This window comes from Paucibacter sp. JuS9 (genome assembly GCF_044043925.2).
GTDB lineage: Bacteria > Pseudomonadota > Gammaproteobacteria > Burkholderiales > Burkholderiaceae_C > JAUASW01.
In genome coordinates, this window is record NZ_CP194172.1 from 2413298 (window position 1) to 2432565 (window position 19268).

Sequence of the window (19268 nt, forward strand, 5' to 3'; positions counted from 1 at the left end):
GAAATGAAAACCGCTACGCTCAAATTCAAGTCGCAGTCCGTCGCTCGCCTGTATTTCATCGGCGCGATCGGGTTGTTCATCGGTCAGATCGTGTTCGGCATCACGCTGGGCCTGCAATACCTGATCGGCGATCTGTTCTTCCCCTACATCCCCTTCAACATCGCCCGCATGGTGCACACGAACCTGCTGATCGTGTGGCTGCTGATGGGCTTCATGGGCTCGGCCTACTACCTGGTGCCAGAGGAGGCCGAGACCGAGCTTTACAGCCCCAAACTGGCGATCGCGCTGTTCTGGATCTTCCTGGCCGCTGGCGCAGCCACCATCCTGGGTTATCTGCTGGTGCCCTACGCCACCCTGGCGCAAGCCACCGGCAATGACATCCTCGCCACCATGGGCCGCGAGTTCCTCGAACAGCCGCTACCTACCAAGCTAGGCATCGTGGTGGTGGCGTTGGCCTTCCTGTTCAACATCAGCATGACGGTGCTCAAAGGCCGCAAGACTGCGATCACCCTGGTGCTGCTGATGGGCTTGTGGGGCCTGGCGTTGATGTTCCTGTTCAGCTTCGTCAACCCCAGCAATCTGGTGCGCGACAAGATGTACTGGTGGTTCGTCGTTCACCTCTGGGTGGAAGGCACCTGGGAGCTGATCATGGGCGCGCTGCTGGCCTTCGTGCTGGTGAAGACCACCGGCGTGGACCGCGAGGTGATCGACAAGTGGCTGTATCTGATCATCACGATGGCCCTGGTCACCGGCATCCTGGGCACTGGCCATCACTTCTTCTTCATCGGCCTGCCGGGCTACTGGCAGTGGGTGGGCAGCGTGTTCAGCGCGATGGAGCCCATACCCTTCTTCATGATGACCTTGTTCGCCTTCAACATGGTGCAGCGTCGCAAGCGCGAACATCCCAACCAGGCAGCAGTGCTGTGGGCAGTGGGCTGTGCGGTGATGGGCTTCCTGGGCGCGGGCCTGTGGGGCTTCATCCACACGCTGAGCCCGGTGAACTACTACACCCACGGCAGCCAGATTACAGCGGCACACGGCCACCTGGCTTTCTACGGCGCCTATGTGCTGGTCGTGATCGCAGTGATCAGCTATGCCATGCCCATCCTGCGCGGTCGCGAGGCCAATTCCAAGCGCGCCCAGGCCTGGGAAATGTGGAGTTTCTGGATCATGAGCATCGGCATGGCCGTGATGGTGCTGGCACTGACCGGCGCCGGCATCCTGCAGGTCTGGCTGCAACGCATCCCCACCGAAGGCGCAATGGGCTTCATGGCCACGCAAGACCAACTGCGTTTCTTCTATTGGGTGCGGGTCGCCGGCGGCGTGATGTTCCTGGCCGGACTGCTGACCTATCTGGCCGCCTTCTTCGTTGGCCCTGGCCGCGATGAGGACGAGCGGATTGCCGGCAACGCAGCGCTGAGGACGGCATGAACATGCTGGCCCAGGCCTGCGAGACGGCACCGTTCTACGCGGCCCAGGGCCGCGAGTGCGAACTGTTCGCGCAGGCCCATGCGGCGCGGCTGCCACTGCTGATCAAGGGCCCGACCGGCTGCGGCAAGACGCGGCTGGTCGAGCACATGGCGGCGCGGCTGAACCGTCCGCTGATCACAGTCAGCTGCCACGACGACCTCAGCGCCGCCGATCTGGTGGGCCGCCACCTGATCGCCGGCGGCGACACACGCTGGTGCGATGGCCCGCTGACCCGGGCGGTGCGCGAAGGCGCGATCTGCTATCTGGACGAGGTCGTGGAAGCGCGCAAGGACACCACCGTGGTGCTGCACCCGCTGGCCGACGACCGTCGTGTCCTGCCCATCGAGCGGACCGGCGAGCAGATCGCCGCCGCGCCAGGTTTCATGCTGGTGATCAGCTACAACCCTGGCTACCAGAACCTGCTCAAAGGCTTGAAGCCCAGCACGCGCCAGCGCTTCGTGGCGCTCGCGCTGGACTACCCGACGCCCGAGATCGAGGCCCGCATCGTGCAGGCCGAGAGCGGCTGCACGGCTGACATGGCCGCGCAGCTGGTATGGCTGGCGCAGGCGCTGCGCCGCCTAACCGACCACGATCTGGAAGAAAGCGCCAGCACCCGGTTGCTGGTCATGGCTGCTCGCCTGGCAGTGGCAGGCCTGCCGCTGGCTGATGCGGTGCAGGCCGCGGTGATCGCCGCTCTGAGCGACGACGGCGAGACCGTGGCCGCCCTGGCCGAGGTGGCGGCCGCGGTGCTCGGCCATGCCTGATCCGGCCCGCGCTGCCCTGTTCCAGCGCAACGACGCGCTGCCACTGGCGCGTCTGCAGCGCCAGCGGCGCCTCGCGCAGGCGGCCTTCTTCGCCTTGTTCCTCCTGGCACCGGCGCTGAACCTGCTGCGCTTCGATCTCACCGAGACACAGCTCTGGGTGTTGGGCCTGCGCTGGAGTCTGGGGATCGACGCGCTGGCGCAGCATCAAGTCACGCCCACCGAGGCCGCGCTGGCGCTGATCATGCGCGGCATCCTTCCAGCGCTTGCGCTGGTGGGCGGCTTTCTCTATGTCGCCTGGCGCTGGGGCCGGCTCTACTGCGGCTGGCTGTGCCCGCATTTCTCGCTGGTGGAAGGCTTGAACGCGCTGCTGCACAAGGCCAGCGGCCGCTTCAGCCTGTGGGACCGGCAGCGCACGCTGCGCCCGGGCGAGGCGCCCGATGCGCGCTGGTGGCCGCTGTTCTTCATCAGCTGCGCCTTCTTCGGCTTCCTGTGGTCGATCACGCTGCTCACCTATCTGCTGCCGCCGGTGCGGGTCTGGAGTCATCTGCTGAGCGCCTCGCTGACGCCGGCCGAGGCCCGCTTCATCCTGATCGCTGGCGGCGTCTTCACTGCCGAGCTGCTGTTGGCGCGACATCTGTTCTGCCGCTTCGGCTGCGCGGTCGGCCTGTTCCAGAGTTTGGCCTGGATGGCCAACCCCAAGGCCTTGGTGGTGGCATTCGACCGCCGCCGCGCGCGCGACTGCCGCGGCTGCGAGACCGAGCAGGCCCCGCAAGGCAGCGCCTGCGACGTGGCCTGCCCGATGCGCTTGAACCCGCGCAACATCAAACGCATGATGTTCTCCTGCGTGCAGTGCGGCCAATGCGTGACCGAGTGCGAAAGCTCGCATGCCGCGCGGCCCACGCCAGGCGTCAACCTGGAATGGAAAGTCGGCCTGGAGGCAGTGCGCGAGACGCTGCGCCAACGCCGCGAGGAGCAGCGCTGAGATGGAAGAGTGGATCGGCGAACGCTGGCATCGCTTCATCACGCGCGTGGCTGACTCCAGCCATGCGCAGGCCGCCGTCACGCTGGCCGAGGTCGAGCGAAGCGCCGGCCTGCTGTTCCGCGCCGCTGGCGGGCCGCCGGGGGTGCGCCTGGTGCCGGCCGGTGCAGCCCGCAGCGGTGGCACACGCGACTGGCTGCAACGCCTGGCCGGCAGCGGACTGCGCGCGGAGCGCCCGCAGCTCGATGCCGACACGCTGGCCCTGCCGCCGCGCATTGCCGTGCACGCCGAGCTGCAGCTCAACCGCGATCTGTATCTTTGGCTGGCCGCACTGGCCGCCGCCTACCAGCCCAGCCACGGCTGGATCGCCGACAACCTGGCCGCCAGCGCGCGTGCGTTGCAGCGCTGTCCCGGCCTGCGTCCGCGCTGGGAGCGCCTGCGACATGCCGAACTGGCACTACGGCCAGCGCCGCGCAGCGGCCGGCCGCTGGACGCCGCCGAAGCCGCAGTTCATGCGGCACTGCGCGACGGAGATCAAGCGCCGCCGGAAGCTGCCCGTGCCGACCCAGTCAACGTGGCGACAGTCTGGATGTGGCTGGAGGCCGTGAACACACCGGCCGCAGCAAGCGCTGGCAAGCGCAGCGATAGCCAGGCCTCGCAGCGCGCAACGGCGGCTGCCAACGGTGGTGCCACCCGCAGACGCAGCCGACAGGCAGATCCCGACGCGCAGCTGCGCGCGCCACTGCTGCTGGCTTCCAAGCTGGAATCCATCATGACCTGGAGCGAGCGTGCCTCGCTGGACCGCGGCGAGGACGACGAGGACGACGGCAATGCCAGCCGCGCCGCCGACGACATGGAGCGCCTGACCCTCAGCCGCAAGGGCCAGACTGGCGCCTCGCGCATCAAGTTCGACCTCGACCTGCCCAGCGCCGCACAGGACGATGTGCCCTTGGGTGCACCGCTGGCGCTGCCCGAATGGGACTGGAAGCGCAAGCGACTGCTGCCCGCGTACTGCGCCGTGCACACCTTGCAGGCGCGCCCTGGCACCCTGTTCGAGCCGCCGCCGGCCTTGCGCGCGACCGCCCGGCGCATGCGGCGCCGCCTCGAGGTGCTGCGCGCCGCACCGCAATGGCAGCGCGGCTGCACCGACGGCGAGGCGCTGGACCTGGATGCGTGGGTGCGCCACGCCTGCGGCAGCCAGGGCGACCGCCGCGGCGCCGAGCCGGCGGTGTTCGCGCGCCGTGCCCGCGGCGAACGCCAGCTGGCCAGCCTGCTGCTGGCCGATCTGTCGCTGTCCACTGACGCCTACTGCAGCAACGAGCAGCGCGTGATCGATGTGATCCGCGAAGCGCTCTATGTGTTCGGCGAGGCGCTGGACGGCTGCGGCGATGCCTTCGAGATGCTGGGCTTCTCTTCGGTACGGCGCAGCCATGTGCGATTGCAGCTGCTCAAGGCCTTCGACGAGCGCTGGAGCGCGGCGGCGCAGGCCCGCGTGGGCGCCATCAAGCCCGGCTATTACACACGCATGGGCGCCGCCCTGCGCGCTGCTACCGAGCGCCTGGCGCAGCGCCCAGAGCGCCAGCGCCTGCTGCTGATCCTGACCGACGGCAAGCCCAACGACCTGGACGTCTACGAAGGTCGCTGGGGCATCGAGGACACGCGTCACGCCGTGGCGCAGGCACGTGAGGCCGGGCTCACGCCTTTCTGCCTGAGCATCGACGAAGAGGCACATGCCTACCTGCCGCACTTGTTCGGCCGCCAAGGCTGGGCCCAGGTGCGCCAGCCCACCCAGCTGCCACAGCGGCTGACGGCGCTCTACGCCCAATTGGCGCGCCAGGGCTGAACCGGCGTCGCGAGACTCTCCACCCTGCTCACACATTTGGCACGGTGGAGCGCCCCTGCGACAAGAGAACGGAAGGACGTCCATCCATGCGCTCGATGTTCAGCGGCGGAGACATGCGCCTCACCCCCGCCGATGTGGACGCGCCTGACGAACCCCTGCCCTGTCCGAAGACTGCTGTGATGGGTGTGCAGCACGTGATCGAGAGGTTCAGCGACACCCGCCATGCCGACTCGGACACCCGCGCCAATCCAGGCCGGGCGCTGGGCGGCATCGGCACCGCCACCTTCGGCACCATCCTGCGGTGGGTCTTGCTCGGCCGAGACGTATTGCGGCCGAAGCAAGCGCCAGGTGCGCGGAATTCCCTCTCCTCCCCAGGAGATTCATGCTCCACACCATATCAGGGGCAGCCTGAACTGCTGCACCCTTGATCGGCTTCGGACTTAACCGGAGTCAAGGCAGCACAGACGCAAGATCGACACAATCGCAGCAGGCCGTCCCCTGGGCGGTGGAGCCTTTCCAATGGACGCCCGCAGCTTTGACCTTCCTCGCTATCTCTCGGTACTGCCGCTGTTCATCGATCTGTCGCCTACGGAGTTGGAGCGCTTGTCCGGCGGTTGCCGGCTCTTGCGGGTGGCGCGCGGCGAAACCATCTTCCGCGTCGGCGAGCCTTGCGAGGAGTTCCATGTCACGGTGACGGGGCAAGTCAAGCTCTATGCGATCTCACCCGCCGGGCAGGAGAAGGTGATCGAATTGGTCGCTCCCGGCCACAGCTTCGCCGAAGCGCTGATGTTCACCGGCAAGCCCTACATCATCAATGCACAGGCCCTGACCGACACGCTGCTGCTGAGTGTCAGCAAGCAGGCCGTGCTGACCGAGATTGCGCACGACCCGCGCTTCGCGCTGCGTATGCTGGCCGGCATCTCCAGGCGCCTCCACGGCCTGGTGCATGACGTTGAGGCCTACGCGCTGCACAGCGGCGTGCAACGCGTCATCGGCTACCTGCTTCGTGACCAACAGGCTGAGGATTGCGTCAGCGGCGAGGTGATAACGGTTTCACTACCTGTCAGCAAGGCCACGCTGGCCTCGCGCCTGAGCCTGACGCCGGAATACTTCTCCCGAGTGCTGCACGAACTGGAGGCCGCACGCCTGATCGAGATCGACAGCGCGACATCCGCATTCTCGATGTGCAAGGCCTGTCACACTACCCTGCACGTCCTGTATAGCTGCCGTGACGCTGAGCCTGCGGCCCGGCTTCGTTCGAACGGACGAGGGTAGATCCTGTCGACATAGTTCTCTCGAACTAGTCGCCGCTCAGGCTTGATGCTAGTCAAACTCGCTGGCGCCGCTGGCCGAAGAATCGCGCTCTCAAGAAGTTTCCCGGGAGAGCGCACCATGACAACCACTTTCGATCTCGTCCGCTATCTTTCCGTGCTGCCGCTGTTCAGCGAGTTGCCGGCGCAGGACCGTGAGCGCATCGCCCGTGACGGCTGCAGCCTACAGCGCCTGGAACGCGGCGAAATGCTGTTCGCGGCCGGCGACCGCTGTGACGCCTTCCATCTGGTCGTCACCGGCCACCTGAAGGTCTACTCGGTGGCTGACAACGGCGCAGAAAAGGTGTTTGAGCTGGCCGGTCCGGGACAGCCCATCGCCGAGCTGTGCGTCTTCAATGAGCACAGCCACGGCTTGAATGTGCAGGCGCTGACGCCTGCCCTGCTGGTGCGTGTGCCCAAGACCGCCGTCACCGCGCTGGTACTGAAGCATCCAGCCTTTGCACTGCGGATGCTGGCCGGGGCTTCGCAGCGCATGCAGGGGCTGTTGCGGGACGTGGAATCCTATTGCCTGCACAGCGGGCTGCGACGCGTGGTGGGCTATTTGCTTGATCAAGCGGACGAAGTCCCCTCGAAATGCAGCAGCGGCAGGCCGCTGACGGTTTCCCTGCCAGTGAGCAAGGCGGCCATCGCGGCCCGTCTTTCGCTGACGCCAGAGTATTTTTCCCGGGTGCTGCGTGAGCTGGATGAGGCGGGCCTTATCCGGGTGGACAAGCGCGACATCCACATCCCGGACACACGCCGGCTGGCGCATTACTCGCAGGCTGAGGCTTGAATCAAGGCTCCAGCAACAGCCATCGCCGGGTGTCGAGGCGCTGCCGCCTTTGACCCTCACCGAAGACCAAAACCCGCACACCATCCGGCGTGAACTGCAGTCGCGCCGACAGCGCATCGGCTGCTGGCACCCTGGCGATAAGCCGGCGTGCGTCCAGATGAATCAACACGGCATCCGCTCCCTGCTGCGCCACCAGCCAGGGTTGCCCTTCGACCAGCTGCGCAGCGCTCAGCGGCAGGTCCAGCGGTGTGCGTCGGCACCCAGCTGAGCCCACGCTTGTATGCCGTCTGGCGCGCTGCGCCCGGCTGGACGCTCAAAGGTGGCTACAGCACAGGATTCAAGCCCCCGACACTCAAGCAGATCACGCCCGGTTTCACTGAGGACGAAGGTCCCTACACCTATGTCTCCAACCCCGCGTTGCGCCCCGAGAGCAATCGCTCGGCCGAGCTGGGCCTGGCCTGGGACAGTCGCGACGCTGGCGTGCAGGCCATGCTGTTCGACAACCGCGTGGAGGACTTGGTTCTTTCCACGCTGATCGGCAGCGCCGGCACGCGCCAGACCCTGCGCTTTGACAATGTTGAGCATGCCCGCCTGCGCGGGCTGGAGCTCGGCGTGCGCCACAGTCTGGGCACAGGCTTCGCGTTGCAGCTGAACTACCAGTATCTTGACGCGCGCGACGGCGCCGGGCTGCGGCTGGAGAAGCGCCCTCGCCACAGCCTGGGCGCCAGCCTCGACTGGGTGCATGGCGCCTGGCGTGCCAGCCTGCGCGCCGACCATTCGGCCGGCATGGTCTTGACCACGGGTGTCACCGGACAAGCGCCGCAGCGGGTGCCGGACATCACAGTAGCCGCCTTCAGCGTCGGCTATGCGATGAGCCCCAAACTCGACCTGGACTTCGGCGCCAGCAATCTGGGTAACCTTGACCTGGCCCAACGTTCCGCGCTCTACACCTGGAGTGAGGCGCCTCGCACCTGGCGCTTGGCGCTGCGCGGGCGCTTCTGATGCTGAGATGATCGGATCATGAGCCCGACCCTGCTGGACCATTACATGACGCTCCGCAACAGTCATATCGGGCTGGTCAGCGCCAGCGGTGCGCTGTTTGCCGCTCGCGGCTTGGGCGTGCTGGCTGGCGCAACTTGGCCGATGGCTGCCTGGGTGCGGCGCCTGAGCGTGGCCATCGACGTGTTGCTTCTCGCAGCTGGCCTCACTCTCTGGACGATGCTGGGACTGAACCCGGCGCGAGAGCACTGGCTAGGCACCAAGCTGGTCCTGCTGCTGCTCTATATCGTGCTGGGCTCGCTTGCGCTCAAACGTGGCCGTACGCGCAGGCACAAGGCACTGTTCTTCGTACTGGCGCTGGTTTTGTTCGGCTTCATGGTCACGGTCGCGCTCAAGCACAGCCCAGCGGGCCTGCTGGCAGCTTAGGGCAACGCTGAAAAAGTCCCTCGCGCACTGCGCATCCCTGCTTTGGGCGATCTGCTGCGTTGCAAATTCTCGCCGTAGCCGCAAGCTACGTCTGCGGTTCGTGCCTTGCAGCTCATCCCGAACCAGGGCGCGCCCTATCGCGGGGACTTGTTCAGCGTCGCCTTAGAGCACCGCTGTGGCTCTGCACCTGAAGTCAGCGCCCAGGCTCAGACCGCGCTTTGACTGCTTCGATCAGAGCAAGGCGCTGGCGCAACAAGCGACACAGCGATGTCAGCTACCCTCTGAAACAGTTGGTCCGCTTGCCCGGCATCGAAATCTGCGTGGTAGTGCTTGCGCACACCCATTTCATGCAGGCGCAAATGCTGGCTCGGTGTCAGTCCTTGCGCGCCGAGACAGGCGCGGGTGCAGGCCAGCACACACCCGTCCAGCGCCAGAATCTTCCTGCCGGATTCGGCCGCTTCGCGCGCCTTTCGGACCAAGTTCGGCACGCCGCCGCCGACCCCGGCAATGCAGGACATCTCCGCCAGCCCGGCGCGGTCCAGGCGCACCGCCAAGTGATTCGCGAGTTGCGCGGCATCTGAACATCCAGAGCAGCTGTAGACCAGCGGAATGACAGAAGTCTTCATTCCCGCATGCTCCACTGCGCGGGCGAGCATGGGCTTGAACCAGATCAAAAGCTGCATATAAAAAGTTGCATTTACCGGTCAAGCACCCCACAATAGCTTCATCTTACATACACCTTTAGAGTGAAGCATGAACACAGCCCAGATGCCCCACGGGATGCCCCTGATCGATGTGCGCCTGATCGCACCCCGCGAACGCCACGCCCGCATCTTCGCGACCTTCGAACAGCTGCCGGTGGGTGGCTGGATCGATTTGCTGAGCGACCATGAGCCGCTGCCGCTTAAGGCACAGTTTCAGGCGCAATGGACCGGGCAGTTCGACTGGGAGGTGATGCAAGCCGGACCTCTCGAATGGCGCACCCGAATCGGCCGTCGCCCGCAGGCAAAAACCTGCTGCGGCAGTTGCGGCGGCTGAGCACTGGACCCCGCCATGAACAGCCTCTTCATTCCCTTGCAGGAGCCTCGCCCCAGTGCGCAGGGCGGTATCGCGCTGTGGCAACTGGGTTTTCGGCCTTTTTATCTGCTGGCGGCCACGCTAGCACTGCTGACGGTGCCGCTGTGGGCGCTGCAATTTTCCGGACTTCTAGACCGCGCCTGGCTGCGCGGCGCCGTGTGGCACGGACACGAGATGGTGTTCGGCTACGCGCTTGCCGTGATCATCGGCTTTCTGTTCACTGCCGGGCGCAACTGGTCGGGGCAGCCCACGCCCACCGGGCGTCCGCTGATGGCGCTTGCCGCGTTGTGGATTGCCGCGCGCGTCCTGGTTCTGACGCCGTATGCCGAGGCAGCGGCACTGCTCAACGTGGCCGTGCCGTGGCTCGCGGCCTGGGGCTTGTGGCGCGCGCTGCGCGCTGGTGGCAACCGGCGCAACTATTTCTTTGTCGCTCTCCTGCTGATGATGGGCGCGGCCAGTGGTGCGCTGCACCTGAGCTTGCTGGGCTGGTTGCCGACGGCGCCGGGATCGTTCCTGCCACTGGCGCTGGACATCGTGCTCTTCATGGTGGCGGTGATGGCTGGCCGGGTGGTGCCGATGTTCTCCAACAACGGAGTGCCGGGCATGCAGGCGCAGCGTGAGCCGCTAGTCGAGAAAGCGGCCTTGGGCAGCGTGCTGCTGCTGATGCTGCTGGACGGTCTTGGCATCGATGGCGTTCCTCTGTGTATCGTCCTGCCGCTGGCGTTCGGCGCCCATCTGCTGCGCTGGTGGCTGTGGCAACCGTGGAAGAGCCTGCGCAACCCGCTGGTATGGGTGTTGCATGCCGCGTATCTGTGGCTACCGATCCATCTGGCGCTACGTACCGCCGCCAGCCTAGGCTGGATCGTTGCCGGCCCCGCCACACATGCTCTGACGGTCGGCGTGATCGGCCTGATAACGCTCGGCATGATCACCCGCACTGCATTGGGTCATACCGGCCGGCCGCTCAAGGCTGGGCCTTTCGAGCAGGCAGCATTTCTGGCGATGTTGGGAGCCGCCCTGGTGCGCGTGTTCTTGCCATTGGCCATCCCTTCAGCGCTGATGCTAAGCGTGCAGATGTCGGCTGCGCTATGGAGCTTGGCCTTCGCCTTGTACCTGTGGCGGTATACACCGATACTGCTGCGCCCGCGTGCCGATGGACTGCCGGGATAGCCACTGGTCCAGCAAGCAAGGAAATCGCGATGCGACTGACTACGATGACTGACTATGCGCTGCGCCTGCTGATCTACCTGGGACAGCATCCTGAGCGCCTGTGCACAACCGCCGAGGTGGCGCAAGCCTATGGCATCTCAGAGGCGCACCTGACCAAGATCACCCACCAACTGGGGCTGGGCGGCTGGATCAACACAGTGCGAGGCAAAGGTGGCGGAATGAAGCTCGCGTTGCCGCCCGAGGACATCATGCTCGGAGAACTGGTTCGTGCCGTGGAGCCTGATTTCTACTTGGTCGAGTGCCTGGGCCAGAACAACGCCTGCGCCATTACCGGCGCCTGCGCGCTGACCGGCGTATTCAACGACGCGCTGGCTGCCTTTCTTGAACAACTTGACCGACACAGCTTGGCTGACATGCTGCGACCTCGGCGCGCGGCTGCAACGCGCGGCAAGGTGATCGCACTACCGAAGAATGGGCAGCGTGCCACGCCCAAGCGCAGTCTAGAAGCCTGATCTCCATGCCTCCTGATTCCGCCTCGGCCGCCCGCCAGGTCAGCTCTCTCTACGCCGCCGAGGCCAAGGTCTACCCGCGCTCGGTCAGTGGACGTTTCACCAATTGGCGCTGGGCCATGGTCTGGATCACCCAGCTGTTCTTCTATGGCATGCCCTGGCTGCAGTGGAACGGCCGCCAAGCCTTGCTTTTCGATCTGGAAGCACAGCGCTTCTACGTGCTCGGCCTGGTGCTGTATCCACAGGACTTCATCTTCCTTGCTGCACTGCTGGTGCTCAGTGCGCTGGCGCTGTTCTTCTTCACCGCGCTTGCCGGCCGGCTGTGGTGCGGCTACAGCTGCCCACAGACTGCGTATACCGAGCTGTTCCTGTGGATCGAACGCCATACCGAAGGCGATCGCCAAGCCCGCATCAAGCTCGATGCTGCCCCCTGGAGCGCAGCCAAGCTGGTCCGCAAGAGCGCCAAACATGGTGCCTGGATCGGATTGGCGCTAGTCACCGGTTTCAGCTTCGTCGGCTATTTCACGCCAATCCGAACGCTGGCATCAAGCCTGCCCACCCTCGGCCCCTGGGAGCTGTTCTGGGTGCTGTTCTACGCTGGCGCAACCTACGGCAATGCCGGCTGGCTGCGTGAGCAGATGTGCAAGTACATCTGCCCTTACGCGCGTTTCCAGAGCGCGCTGATCGACGCCGACTCGCTGATCATCAGCTACGACGCCCGGCGCGGAGAACCGCGCGGCGCCCGCTCCAAGAAGAGTGCCGAGTTGCTCGCACAGGGCACGGGCGACTGCATCGACTGCACGCTCTGTGTGCAAGTCTGCCCGACCGGCATCGACATCCGCAAGGGGCTGCAGAATGAATGCATCGGCTGTGCCGCTTGCATTGACGTGTGTGACCAGGTGATGGACAAGATCAGCGCGCCGCGCGGCCTGATTCGCTACGCCACAGAAAACGGCGTGGCCGGCGGCTGGACACGAGCACAGATGATGCGCAGGGCGCTGCGGCCGCGCGTGCTGATCTACGGCTCAGCACTCGCGGCCATGCTGATGGCTTTCGGCTGGACTCTGACGCACCGGCAGGACCTGGTGATCGATGTGATCAAGGACCGAAACACGCTGGCACGCCAGGTAGGCGACGGCGAAACTGAAAACGTCTACCGACTGCAACTGATCAACCGCACGGAGCGGCCGCTGCGCCTCACACTGAGCGCCAGCGGCCTTCCGGGTCTGCAGTTGCAGACAGTCGGCACGGTGACAGTGCCTCCGGCAGCCATTGTGGCGCTGCCGGTGCAGTTGCGCCTGCCTCACAGCCCGGCGCTGGCGTCGGGTGCTCACGAAGTGCGGCTGCAAGCCCGTAACCAAGAGCAACTCAACACCACGTTCGAAGCCAAGGCGAGCTTCTACCTGCCGCACTAGCACCATGCGTGCGGATCCTCTGATCGCACCACACCGTCCGCTCTTTCTAGTCGGCGGCCTTTTGTGGGTAAGCAGTACGGTATGGTGGATGGTGCAGCTATGGGAGCCGACCTCTACGCCACTGGACGTCACGATCTTGCACGGCTTGCTGATGGGTTTGAGCTTCATGCCCTGCTTCATCGCCGGCTTTTGCTTCACGACGGTACCGCGTTGGCTGGGCTTGCCCCCGGTGGACGCACGCCGACTGAGCGCCAGCGTCACGGCACTCCTGCTGGGCTGGCTGCTGGTGCTGGCGGCGGCTGGCCCGCTGGCGAGCATGACGCTGCTGACCTGGGGGCTCGCGTTGGCAGCCCTGGGCTTGGCCGGACTCTCCGGCCAACTGCTGGGCCTGTGTCGCCGGGGCGCAGCTGGTGATGCTCATCATGCCTATGCCGTGACGTCCGGCCTGGCCGTGTGCGCCCTGGCCTTGGCACTGGCAGCGGCCGGCGCAGCGCTGATGCAGCCACTGTTGATTCGCCAGGCTGCGCGCCTGGGCCTGTGGTTCGGTGTCGCCACGGTGTTTGCCGTCGCCTTGCAACGACTGAGTCCCTTCCTGCACCAGCAGGGCAAGCGCGCACCGTGGCTGTTGATACTACTGCTGCTGGGAATTTGGCTCCGCGGTGGGCTGGATCTGGCAGCGCCCTGGCTCGCCGCGCCGCCGGCGTGGATGACCATGCCAGCGGCACTGGCCTGCATGGGCCTCGCGGCTGTGCTGCTGAAGGCAAGCCTGCGTCGAGAGCTGGCTGCTGCACTAAGGACACCGCTGCTGGCCCAGTTGCATCTGGGAATCCTGTGGCTGGCCCTGAGCTTCGCACTGGAAGCCGCGGCGCTGCTGCTGACCAGCTTTGGCCAGGCCGGTCGGCTGGGACTGCTGCCACTGCACGCGCTGAGCCTGGGCTTCATGGGAACCACGCTGCTGGCTATGGTCAGCCGGGTCAGCGCCGTCCAGCACGGCCGAAGCATTGCGGTGGATGCGCTGCTGTGGGCCCTGCAGTGCCTGCTGCAGGCCTCGACGCTCGCCCGCATGCTCGGGGCCATGGCCCCCGAGATGCTGGGGCCAGCGGCCGGCGGATTCGCGCTGCTCGCGGTGGGATGGACCCTACGCTACGGCCCCTGGCTGCTGCGCGGCCGAACGAAACCAGCAAAGGACTGAAATCATGAACGAGATGGCGCTGAGTGCATTGCACATCGAGGCCATGCGGGCGCTCGGCCAGGTGGCCGATCCAGAGATTGGAGAAAGCATCGTGGCGCTGGGCCTGGTGGAGCGCTTGACACTGACCCCGGGCCGGGCAGAGCTGATCCTGCTGCCCACAAGCGCCACTTGCCCGATGGCCGACCAGCTGATCGACGATGCTGGCTGCGCGCTGGAGCGCCTGTGCCCCGCCGGCTGGGTCATTGAGGTCGACATGGACTGGGACGGCATCTGGACGCCAGAGCGCATGACGCCTGAGTTGCGCGCCCGCTTCGGATGGACGGGTAGGCCATGAATATCTCGGCGCGTCCACCGCGACTGGCGCTGGCCGGCTGCGCCTTACTCGCCGTGCTGAACCTCATATGCGGTCTGGGCGGCGGCCTGCAGCGCCTGGGCAGCCTCAGCATCGAAGGTCCACTGGCCCGCCAGGCCCTGCTGATGCATGGAGCGCTGATGATGGCCGGCTTCTTTGGAAGCGTGATTGCACTGGAACGGGTGGCGGCGCTGCGACGCGGACTCTGGGTTCCGCTCACAGCCTCGCTGGGGGGGGTGCTGGCCCTGTCAGGAGCTTGGCTGCCGGCACAGATCGCCTGGGTTGTCAGCGCGACTGGCTTGTGCGGGCTGTATCTGTGGGCCGGTCACACGCGCGCCTGGTCGTTGCCCCTGGCGGTGGAAGCCAGCGGCGCGCTGGCGCTGCTGGGCGCAGCACTGACCCTGAAGTGGGGAGAGCTCGAGGCGGCGCGCTGGGGCTGGAGCCTGTTCCTGGTTCTGACCATCGCCGGCGAGCGCCGCGAGCTGATGCGCTTCATCGCACTGCCTGCCTGGGCTAGCCGGGCCTTCCTTCTGGGCTGGGCTTCGTTCGCGACCTTGCCGCTGCTGCTGTGGCTGGCGCCGGAGCACGCAGCGAAGCTGGGCTGGAGTCTGTTGGGTCTGCTCGGTTTGTGGCTGCTGCGCTTCGATCTGGCGCGCCTGCAGTGGCGCGCGCCCGGCTGGGCTGGGCACACGGCAATCTGTCTGTTGGTCGGCTATGGCTGGCTGCTGGCGGCTGCTGGTGCCGGTCTGGCAAACCTTGGCATCGCCTGGCATCTGCTGTGGCTGGGCTTCGTGTTCGCGATGGTGTTCGGCCATGCGCCCCTGATGCTGCCACCTCTGGCCGGGCTGCGGCCCCGGCACAGCCCTTGGGCCTTGCTAGCGCTGGGCATCATGGGCCTGAGCCTGGCCCTGCGCACAATGGCGACGCTGCGCGGCTGGCCGTCCGCCTTGGCTCTCGCCGGCGCCGGCCATGCCTTGGCACTGCTGGTCTTCGGACTGACTATGGCGCGTCTATGCCGACGCCAGCCGGCCGCGCAAGCCTGGCGATAGCCACAGGCCCTGCGGGCCAGCCAGCATGGCCTCTACGCCCGGCATGGCCGCCAACCAACGCCTTGCCATCGGCGCGCCTGCCACCATCATGGCTGCGCCCCAGCCATTGACAGCCTCGACATCCCGCGCCACCAGCGCCAGGCCTTGCAGGCCCTGGCTAGGCTGGCCGTTGCGCGGGTCCAGGATGTGGTGGTAGCGACGACCGCCCAGGTCAAAGCCGCGCTCGTAATCGCCAGAGGCCGCAACCACGCCGCCGGACAGGCTCAGCACACCCAGCAACTGAGCCGGCTCGCGCGGGTCGCGCAGACCGATGCGCCAGTCGCGCCCCTGCAGCTGGCCGCTGCACAGCACATCACCACCGCCGTTGATCAGGGCGTCGCGAATACCCATGGACTGCAGGGAGCGAAGCCCGGCCTGCAGAATCGGAAGCTTGGCGATGCCGCCCAGATCCAGACGCATGCCGGGACGGCGCAGGCGCGCGCTCAAGGTCGCGCTATCGAGCTGCAGATCGCGGTAGTCCACCAGGCGCTGCTGACGCCGCAAGGCGCTGGCTTCGGCCATGTGCGCCTGCCCCGGCTCAAAACCCCAGTCGGCATAGGCGCCGACCGTGAGGTCGAAATGTCCTTCGCTGTCACGCGCCAGCTGCTGTCCGGCCAGCAAGACCTGCATCAACTCCGGCGCCACTGGCACGGCCGCAGTTCCAGCGGCGCGCGCCAAAGCTGACACCTGGCTGGCGCTGCGATAGCGGCTCATCATCTCGCTCTGGCGCAGCATCTCGCGCCAAGCCGCGCCAAGCGCCTGGCGGCGCAGGTCAGCATCGGGGTGCGAGACGGTGATGTCAACCTGGGTGCCCAGCAGCGGTGCCGAGGCGCGCTGCACGGATCCGCCGTTGGCCATCACCTGGCGCGGCAGCAATGCCACCGCCAGCAGGCCGAGGACCAGCGGCCGACGCCGCAACATCATCATCTGCCCGCTCATGACATCAGCGCGACAGCGCCACCATGTGGTCGACTGCGGCCTTGACTTCATCGTCGCTGAGCGTGGCGCCGCCGCCGCGCGCAGGCATCATGCCCTTAGCGCCGGTGAAGCCCTCGATCGCGTGCTTGTAGAGCACATCGTTGCCTTGGGCAAAGCGCGGACCCCAGTCGGCCTTGTCACCCGGCTTTGGGGCTCCGGCCACGCCAGCAGCGTGGCACATGGCGCAAGTCTTGCCATAGACGCTCTTGCCCAGCGCGTTTTCGGCCACTGGAGCCGGCGCGGGCACTGCTGCCGCGACCGGCGCGGGCGTCGCCGTCGGGGCAGATTCCTGTTTTCCACAGGCGGCAAGACCCAGCAAGGCCAGGCCAAGGAAAGTGGTGCTGATGATCTTCATGTGGGAACTGACGCTCAGTTGAAACATGCGCGGATTCTGCGAGCTAGCGAACTCCTGCACCAGCACATTGTTATATCAACGATACATATTATTGGATTAATTGCGAATCTTGAACTGCTTCAAGGACAGCTTCACCGTCGGTAGCGAGGATGCGCCCGTCTCCTGCCCTTGCACTCCAGTTCCCAACATGCGCACCCTACAGCTATCGCACTTGCGCAGACCTTGTGTCTGCCGCTGGCTGCTTGGCTGCCTGCTGTTGAGCTGGTGCTTGGCTTATGCCGCGCCGCTGATCCATCCCGCGGCGCTGGACTTGGTCTGCAGCAGCGCGGGCGGCCTGCGTCTGGTCGATCTGTCGACCGGCGAGGAAGCCTCCTCGTCCATGCCCGACTGCGCACTCTGCCTCACAGGCGGGGGCCCGCCTCCAGCCTCAGCTTGGCTGCCAGATTTCATTCCGCCGGGCCCGCCCACGCTGGGCCTTAGACAGCGATTCACCCTCACCGTTGCCAGCGCCGCGCCGCCGCCAGCGCGCGCGCCCCCCCTGTTCTCTGAAATTTTCCCCCGAGAGGTATGACCATGAAAGAAGACAAGAAGACCGTCATCGACACCGTGCCCGCAGGCATGGCCCGCCGCCGCTTCATCAACACCGCAGCACTGACCGGCCTGACGCTGGGGGTTGCAGCCTGCGCAGAGAAGAAGCCCGAAGCTGGCGCGCCAGCGGCAGCCGGCTCGGCACCCGCCGCGGCACACGGAGCGAATAGCACGCACCTGAAACCTGGTGAGCTGGACAGCTATTACGGCCTGTGGAGCGGTGGTCATACCGGTGACATGCGCGTTCTCGGTCTGCCCTCCGGCCGCGAGCTGCTGCGTATCCCCTGCTTCGTTCCCGATGCACTGGTGGGCTGGGGCCACACCAACGAGTCGAAGAAGATCATGGGCACCAAGGCCGACGGCTCGCTGCGCTACTCAGTCGGCGACACCCACCACACGCACGCCTCCTACAAGGACGGTAACTACGACGGCCGCTACGCCTGGATCAACGACAAGATCAACAGCCGCATCGCCCGTATCCGTTTGGACTACTTCGTCTGCGACAAGATCACGCAACTGCCCAATGTGCAGGGCTTCCACGGCATCTTCCCGGACAAGCGCGACCCGGTCGATCCGGCGATCAACTACACCACGCGTGTGTTCTGCGGTGGCGAGTTCGGTATCCCGCTGCCCAACGCAGGCACTGAGGATTCGAGCAAGTACCGCTCACTGTTCAGCTGCGTCGATGCGGAGACCATGCAGGTGCGCTGGCAAGTGCTGATCGACGGCAACTGCGACCTGGTAGCGACTTCCTATGACGGCAAGCTGGCAGCGTCGAACCAGTACAACACCGAGATGGGTGCCAAGTACGAGGACATGATGTCCGCCGAGCGCGACGCCTGCATCTTCTTCAACATCGCGCGCATCGAAGAAGCAGTGAAGGCCGGCAAGTTCAAGACCTTCGGCAACTCCAAGGTGCCGGTGGTGGACGGAACCCATGAAGCCAACAAGGATCCGAAGAGCGCCCTGACTGCCTATGTGTCGGTGCCCAAGAATCCGCACGGCGTCAACGCCAGCCCGGACCAGAAGTATTTCATCTGCGCCGGCAAGCTATCACCCACCGCTACGGTGATTGAGCTGGCCAAGGTGCTGGAGTGGTTCGACGGCAAGCTCGAGAAGATCGACGGCGCGATCGCCGCCGAAGTCGAGATCGGCCTGGGCCCCCTGCACACGGCCTTCGACGGCCGCGGCAACGCCTACACCACGCTGTTCCTCGACAGCCAGATCGTCAAGTGGAACGTCGAAAAGGCGATCGCCTTCCACAAGGGCGACAAGAACGCCAAATACGTCGTCGATCGTCTGGACGTGCAATATCAGCCGGGCCACATCAACGGCTCGCAGTCCGAGACCATCGCCGCCGACGGCAAGTATCTGGCGGTGGGCTGCAAGTTCTCCAAGGACCGCTTCTTGCCCGTGGGTCCGCTGCACGCTGAGAACGAGCAGATCATCGACATGTCGGGCGAGAAGATGGTGCTGCTGGCCGACCACCCGGTGCGTGGCGAGCCGCATGACTTCATCATCTTCAAGCGCGATCTGGTCAAGCCCAAGCAGGTCTATGCACTGGACGACTTCCCGAACGCGGTGAAGGATCCGAAGGAATCCGGCGTGGTCCGCAACGGCAAGAAGGTCACCGTGAAGATGACTTCGCAGGCGCCAGCCTTCTCGCTGCGCGAGTTCAAGGTCAAGAAGGGCGACGAGGTCACGCTGATCCTGACCAATCTGGACAAGATCGAGGACTTGACGCACGGCTTCGCCATTCCGAACCACGACGTCAACTTCATCGTCAATCCGCAGGAGACGGCCTCGGTCACCTTCACAGCCGGTGAACCCGGCGTGTACTGGTGCTACTGCACGCACTTCTGCCATGCACTGCACCTTGAGATGCGCACTCGCATGATTGTGGAAGCCTGATGAGGGAGCGGCCGCGTCCCGTTTCGAGCACGGGGCGCGGTCCGAGGAC

Annotated in this window: 19 protein-coding genes and 1 pseudogene; 17 read left to right on the forward strand and 3 right to left on the reverse strand. The window is 65.7% G+C overall.

The features are described from left to right. Positions 1–3: 3 nt before the first annotated feature. The 9 genes and pseudogenes from ABT392_RS10795 to ABT392_RS10835 all read left to right on the forward strand — a co-directional run bounded on the left by ABT392_RS10795 (position 4) and on the right by ABT392_RS10835 (position 8584). The gene (locus tag ABT392_RS10795; RefSeq protein WP_334275853.1) at positions 4–1431 is read left to right on the forward strand and encodes a cbb3-type cytochrome c oxidase subunit I; all 1428 of its coding nucleotides are present in this window, start codon (positions 4–6) and stop codon (positions 1429–1431) included. Beyond that, the gene (locus tag ABT392_RS10800; RefSeq protein WP_334275854.1) at positions 1428–2234 is read left to right on the forward strand and encodes a CbbQ/NirQ/NorQ/GpvN family protein; all 807 of its coding nucleotides are present in this window, start codon (positions 1428–1430) and stop codon (positions 2232–2234) included. Before ABT392_RS10795 ends, ABT392_RS10800 begins: the two co-directional genes overlap by 4 nt. Beyond that, a complete protein-coding gene (locus tag ABT392_RS10805; RefSeq protein WP_334275855.1) occupies positions 2227–3216 on the forward strand; it encodes a 4Fe-4S binding protein in 990 nt (329 codons plus the stop codon). Before ABT392_RS10800 ends, ABT392_RS10805 begins: the two co-directional genes overlap by 8 nt. A gap of 1 nt (position 3217) precedes the next feature. Further along, a complete protein-coding gene (locus tag ABT392_RS10810) occupies positions 3218–5056 on the forward strand; it encodes a nitric oxide reductase activation protein NorD (protein ID WP_395385774.1) in 1839 nt (612 codons plus the stop codon). Positions 5057–5142: 86 nt separating this feature from the next. Beyond that, entirely contained in the window at positions 5143–5484 is a 342-nt protein-coding gene (locus ABT392_RS10815; RefSeq protein ID WP_334275857.1) for a hypothetical protein, read from the forward strand. 91 nt (positions 5485–5575) lie between these two features. After that, positions 5576–6279: pseudogene (locus ABT392_RS10820) on the forward strand (Crp/Fnr family transcriptional regulator). A gap of 169 nt (positions 6280–6448) precedes the next feature. After that, positions 6449–7159, forward strand: a complete 711-nt coding sequence (locus tag ABT392_RS10825; protein ID WP_334275858.1) for a Crp/Fnr family transcriptional regulator — start codon at positions 6449–6451, stop codon at positions 7157–7159. A gap of 246 nt (positions 7160–7405) precedes the next feature. After that, positions 7406–8161, forward strand: coding sequence for a TonB-dependent receptor plug domain-containing protein (locus tag ABT392_RS10830; protein WP_464970974.1), 756 nt, complete (start codon positions 7406–7408; stop codon positions 8159–8161). Positions 8162–8179: 18 nt separating this feature from the next. Further along, a complete protein-coding gene (locus ABT392_RS10835) occupies positions 8180–8584 on the forward strand; it encodes a SirB2 family protein (RefSeq protein ID WP_334275861.1) in 405 nt (134 codons plus the stop codon). Positions 8585–8790: 206 nt separating this feature from the next. On the opposite strand, the gene ABT392_RS10840 is transcribed toward ABT392_RS10835, so the two are convergent. Next, positions 8791–9210, reverse strand: coding sequence for a putative zinc-binding protein (locus ABT392_RS10840; RefSeq protein WP_334276472.1), 420 nt, complete (start codon positions 9208–9210; stop codon positions 8791–8793). A gap of 154 nt (positions 9211–9364) precedes the next feature. Here ABT392_RS10840 and ABT392_RS10845 point away from each other — a divergent pair, with 154 nt between their 5' ends. From ABT392_RS10845 to ABT392_RS10875, 7 genes are read left to right on the forward strand one after another with little or no spacing between them, the layout of a single operon-like run. After that, positions 9365–9622 (forward strand): DUF2249 domain-containing protein, encoded by a 258-nt coding sequence (locus tag ABT392_RS10845; protein ID WP_395385772.1) that lies wholly within the window; start codon positions 9365–9367, stop codon positions 9620–9622. 15 nt (positions 9623–9637) lie between these two features. After that, positions 9638–10831 (forward strand): NnrS family protein, encoded by a 1194-nt coding sequence (locus tag ABT392_RS10850; RefSeq protein ID WP_334275863.1) that lies wholly within the window; start codon positions 9638–9640, stop codon positions 10829–10831. A gap of 29 nt (positions 10832–10860) precedes the next feature. Beyond that, a complete protein-coding gene (locus ABT392_RS10855; protein WP_334275864.1) occupies positions 10861–11343 on the forward strand; it encodes an RrF2 family transcriptional regulator in 483 nt (160 codons plus the stop codon). Positions 11344–11348: 5 nt separating this feature from the next. Next, positions 11349–12755: a cytochrome c oxidase accessory protein CcoG gene (ccoG, locus tag ABT392_RS10860; protein WP_334275865.1), complete on the forward strand. Its 1407-nt coding sequence runs from the start codon at positions 11349–11351 to the stop codon at positions 12753–12755. Positions 12756–12759: 4 nt separating this feature from the next. Then, positions 12760–13947, forward strand: coding sequence for an NnrS family protein (locus ABT392_RS10865; protein WP_395385771.1), 1188 nt, complete (start codon positions 12760–12762; stop codon positions 13945–13947). A 4-nt stretch (positions 13948–13951) separates the two neighbouring features. After that, the gene (locus ABT392_RS10870; protein ID WP_334275867.1) at positions 13952–14281 is read left to right on the forward strand and encodes a metal-sulfur cluster assembly factor; all 330 of its coding nucleotides are present in this window, start codon (positions 13952–13954) and stop codon (positions 14279–14281) included. Beyond that, positions 14278–15348 (forward strand): hypothetical protein, encoded by a 1071-nt coding sequence (locus ABT392_RS10875; protein ID WP_334275868.1) that lies wholly within the window; start codon positions 14278–14280, stop codon positions 15346–15348. Before ABT392_RS10870 ends, ABT392_RS10875 begins: the two co-directional genes overlap by 4 nt. Here ABT392_RS10875 and ABT392_RS10880 read toward each other — a convergent pair. Continuing rightward, positions 15310–16314, reverse strand: a complete 1005-nt coding sequence (locus ABT392_RS10880) for an FAD:protein FMN transferase (protein ID WP_334275869.1) — start codon at positions 16312–16314, stop codon at positions 15310–15312. The two genes, ABT392_RS10875 and ABT392_RS10880, sit on opposite strands and share 39 nt — an antisense overlap. A 16-nt stretch (positions 16315–16330) precedes the next feature. Next, entirely contained in the window at positions 16331–16720 is a 390-nt protein-coding gene (locus ABT392_RS10885; RefSeq protein ID WP_334276473.1) for a c-type cytochrome, read from the reverse strand. Positions 16721–17287: 567 nt separating this feature from the next. Between ABT392_RS10885 and nosZ the strand changes: the two genes are divergently transcribed. Further along, complete coding sequence (gene nosZ, locus ABT392_RS10890; protein ID WP_334275870.1) at positions 17288–19219, forward strand: TAT-dependent nitrous-oxide reductase; 1932 nt, start codon at positions 17288–17290, stop codon at positions 19217–19219. Positions 19220–19268: the final 49 nt, after the last annotated feature.

What these genes read in the sequence shown, in the direction of transcription:
- ABT392_RS10795 (WP_334275853.1), top strand. Translation starts at nt 4, where the DNA reads ATGAAAACCGCTACGCTCAAATTCAAGTCGCAGTCCGTCGCTCGCCTG.
- ABT392_RS10800 (WP_334275854.1), top strand. Translation starts at nt 1,428, where the DNA reads ATGAACATGCTGGCCCAGGCCTGCGAGACGGCACCGTTCTACGCGGCC.
- ABT392_RS10805 (WP_334275855.1), top strand. Translation starts at nt 2,227, where the DNA reads ATGCCTGATCCGGCCCGCGCTGCCCTGTTCCAGCGCAACGACGCGCTG.
- ABT392_RS10810 (WP_395385774.1), top strand. Translation starts at nt 3,218, where the DNA reads ATGGAAGAGTGGATCGGCGAACGCTGGCATCGCTTCATCACGCGCGTG.
- ABT392_RS10815 (WP_334275857.1), top strand. Translation starts at nt 5,143, where the DNA reads ATGCGCTCGATGTTCAGCGGCGGAGACATGCGCCTCACCCCCGCCGAT.
- ABT392_RS10825 (WP_334275858.1), top strand. Translation starts at nt 6,449, where the DNA reads ATGACAACCACTTTCGATCTCGTCCGCTATCTTTCCGTGCTGCCGCTG.
- ABT392_RS10835 (WP_334275861.1), top strand. Translation starts at nt 8,180, where the DNA reads ATGAGCCCGACCCTGCTGGACCATTACATGACGCTCCGCAACAGTCAT.
- ABT392_RS10840 (WP_334276472.1), bottom strand. Translation starts at nt 9,210, where the DNA reads ATGAAGACTTCTGTCATTCCGCTGGTCTACAGCTGCTCTGGATGTTCA.
- ABT392_RS10845 (WP_395385772.1), top strand. Translation starts at nt 9,365, where the DNA reads ATGCCCCTGATCGATGTGCGCCTGATCGCACCCCGCGAACGCCACGCC.
- ABT392_RS10850 (WP_334275863.1), top strand. Translation starts at nt 9,638, where the DNA reads ATGAACAGCCTCTTCATTCCCTTGCAGGAGCCTCGCCCCAGTGCGCAG.
- ABT392_RS10855 (WP_334275864.1), top strand. Translation starts at nt 10,861, where the DNA reads ATGCGACTGACTACGATGACTGACTATGCGCTGCGCCTGCTGATCTAC.
- ccoG (WP_334275865.1), top strand. Translation starts at nt 11,349, where the DNA reads ATGCCTCCTGATTCCGCCTCGGCCGCCCGCCAGGTCAGCTCTCTCTAC.
- ABT392_RS10865 (WP_395385771.1), top strand. Translation starts at nt 12,760, where the DNA reads ATGCGTGCGGATCCTCTGATCGCACCACACCGTCCGCTCTTTCTAGTC.
- ABT392_RS10870 (WP_334275867.1), top strand. Translation starts at nt 13,952, where the DNA reads ATGAACGAGATGGCGCTGAGTGCATTGCACATCGAGGCCATGCGGGCG.
- ABT392_RS10875 (WP_334275868.1), top strand. Translation starts at nt 14,278, where the DNA reads ATGAATATCTCGGCGCGTCCACCGCGACTGGCGCTGGCCGGCTGCGCC.
- ABT392_RS10880 (WP_334275869.1), bottom strand. Translation starts at nt 16,314, where the DNA reads ATGATGATGTTGCGGCGTCGGCCGCTGGTCCTCGGCCTGCTGGCGGTG.
- ABT392_RS10885 (WP_334276473.1), bottom strand. Translation starts at nt 16,720, where the DNA reads ATGAAGATCATCAGCACCACTTTCCTTGGCCTGGCCTTGCTGGGTCTT.
- nosZ (WP_334275870.1), top strand. Translation starts at nt 17,288, where the DNA reads ATGACCATGAAAGAAGACAAGAAGACCGTCATCGACACCGTGCCCGCA.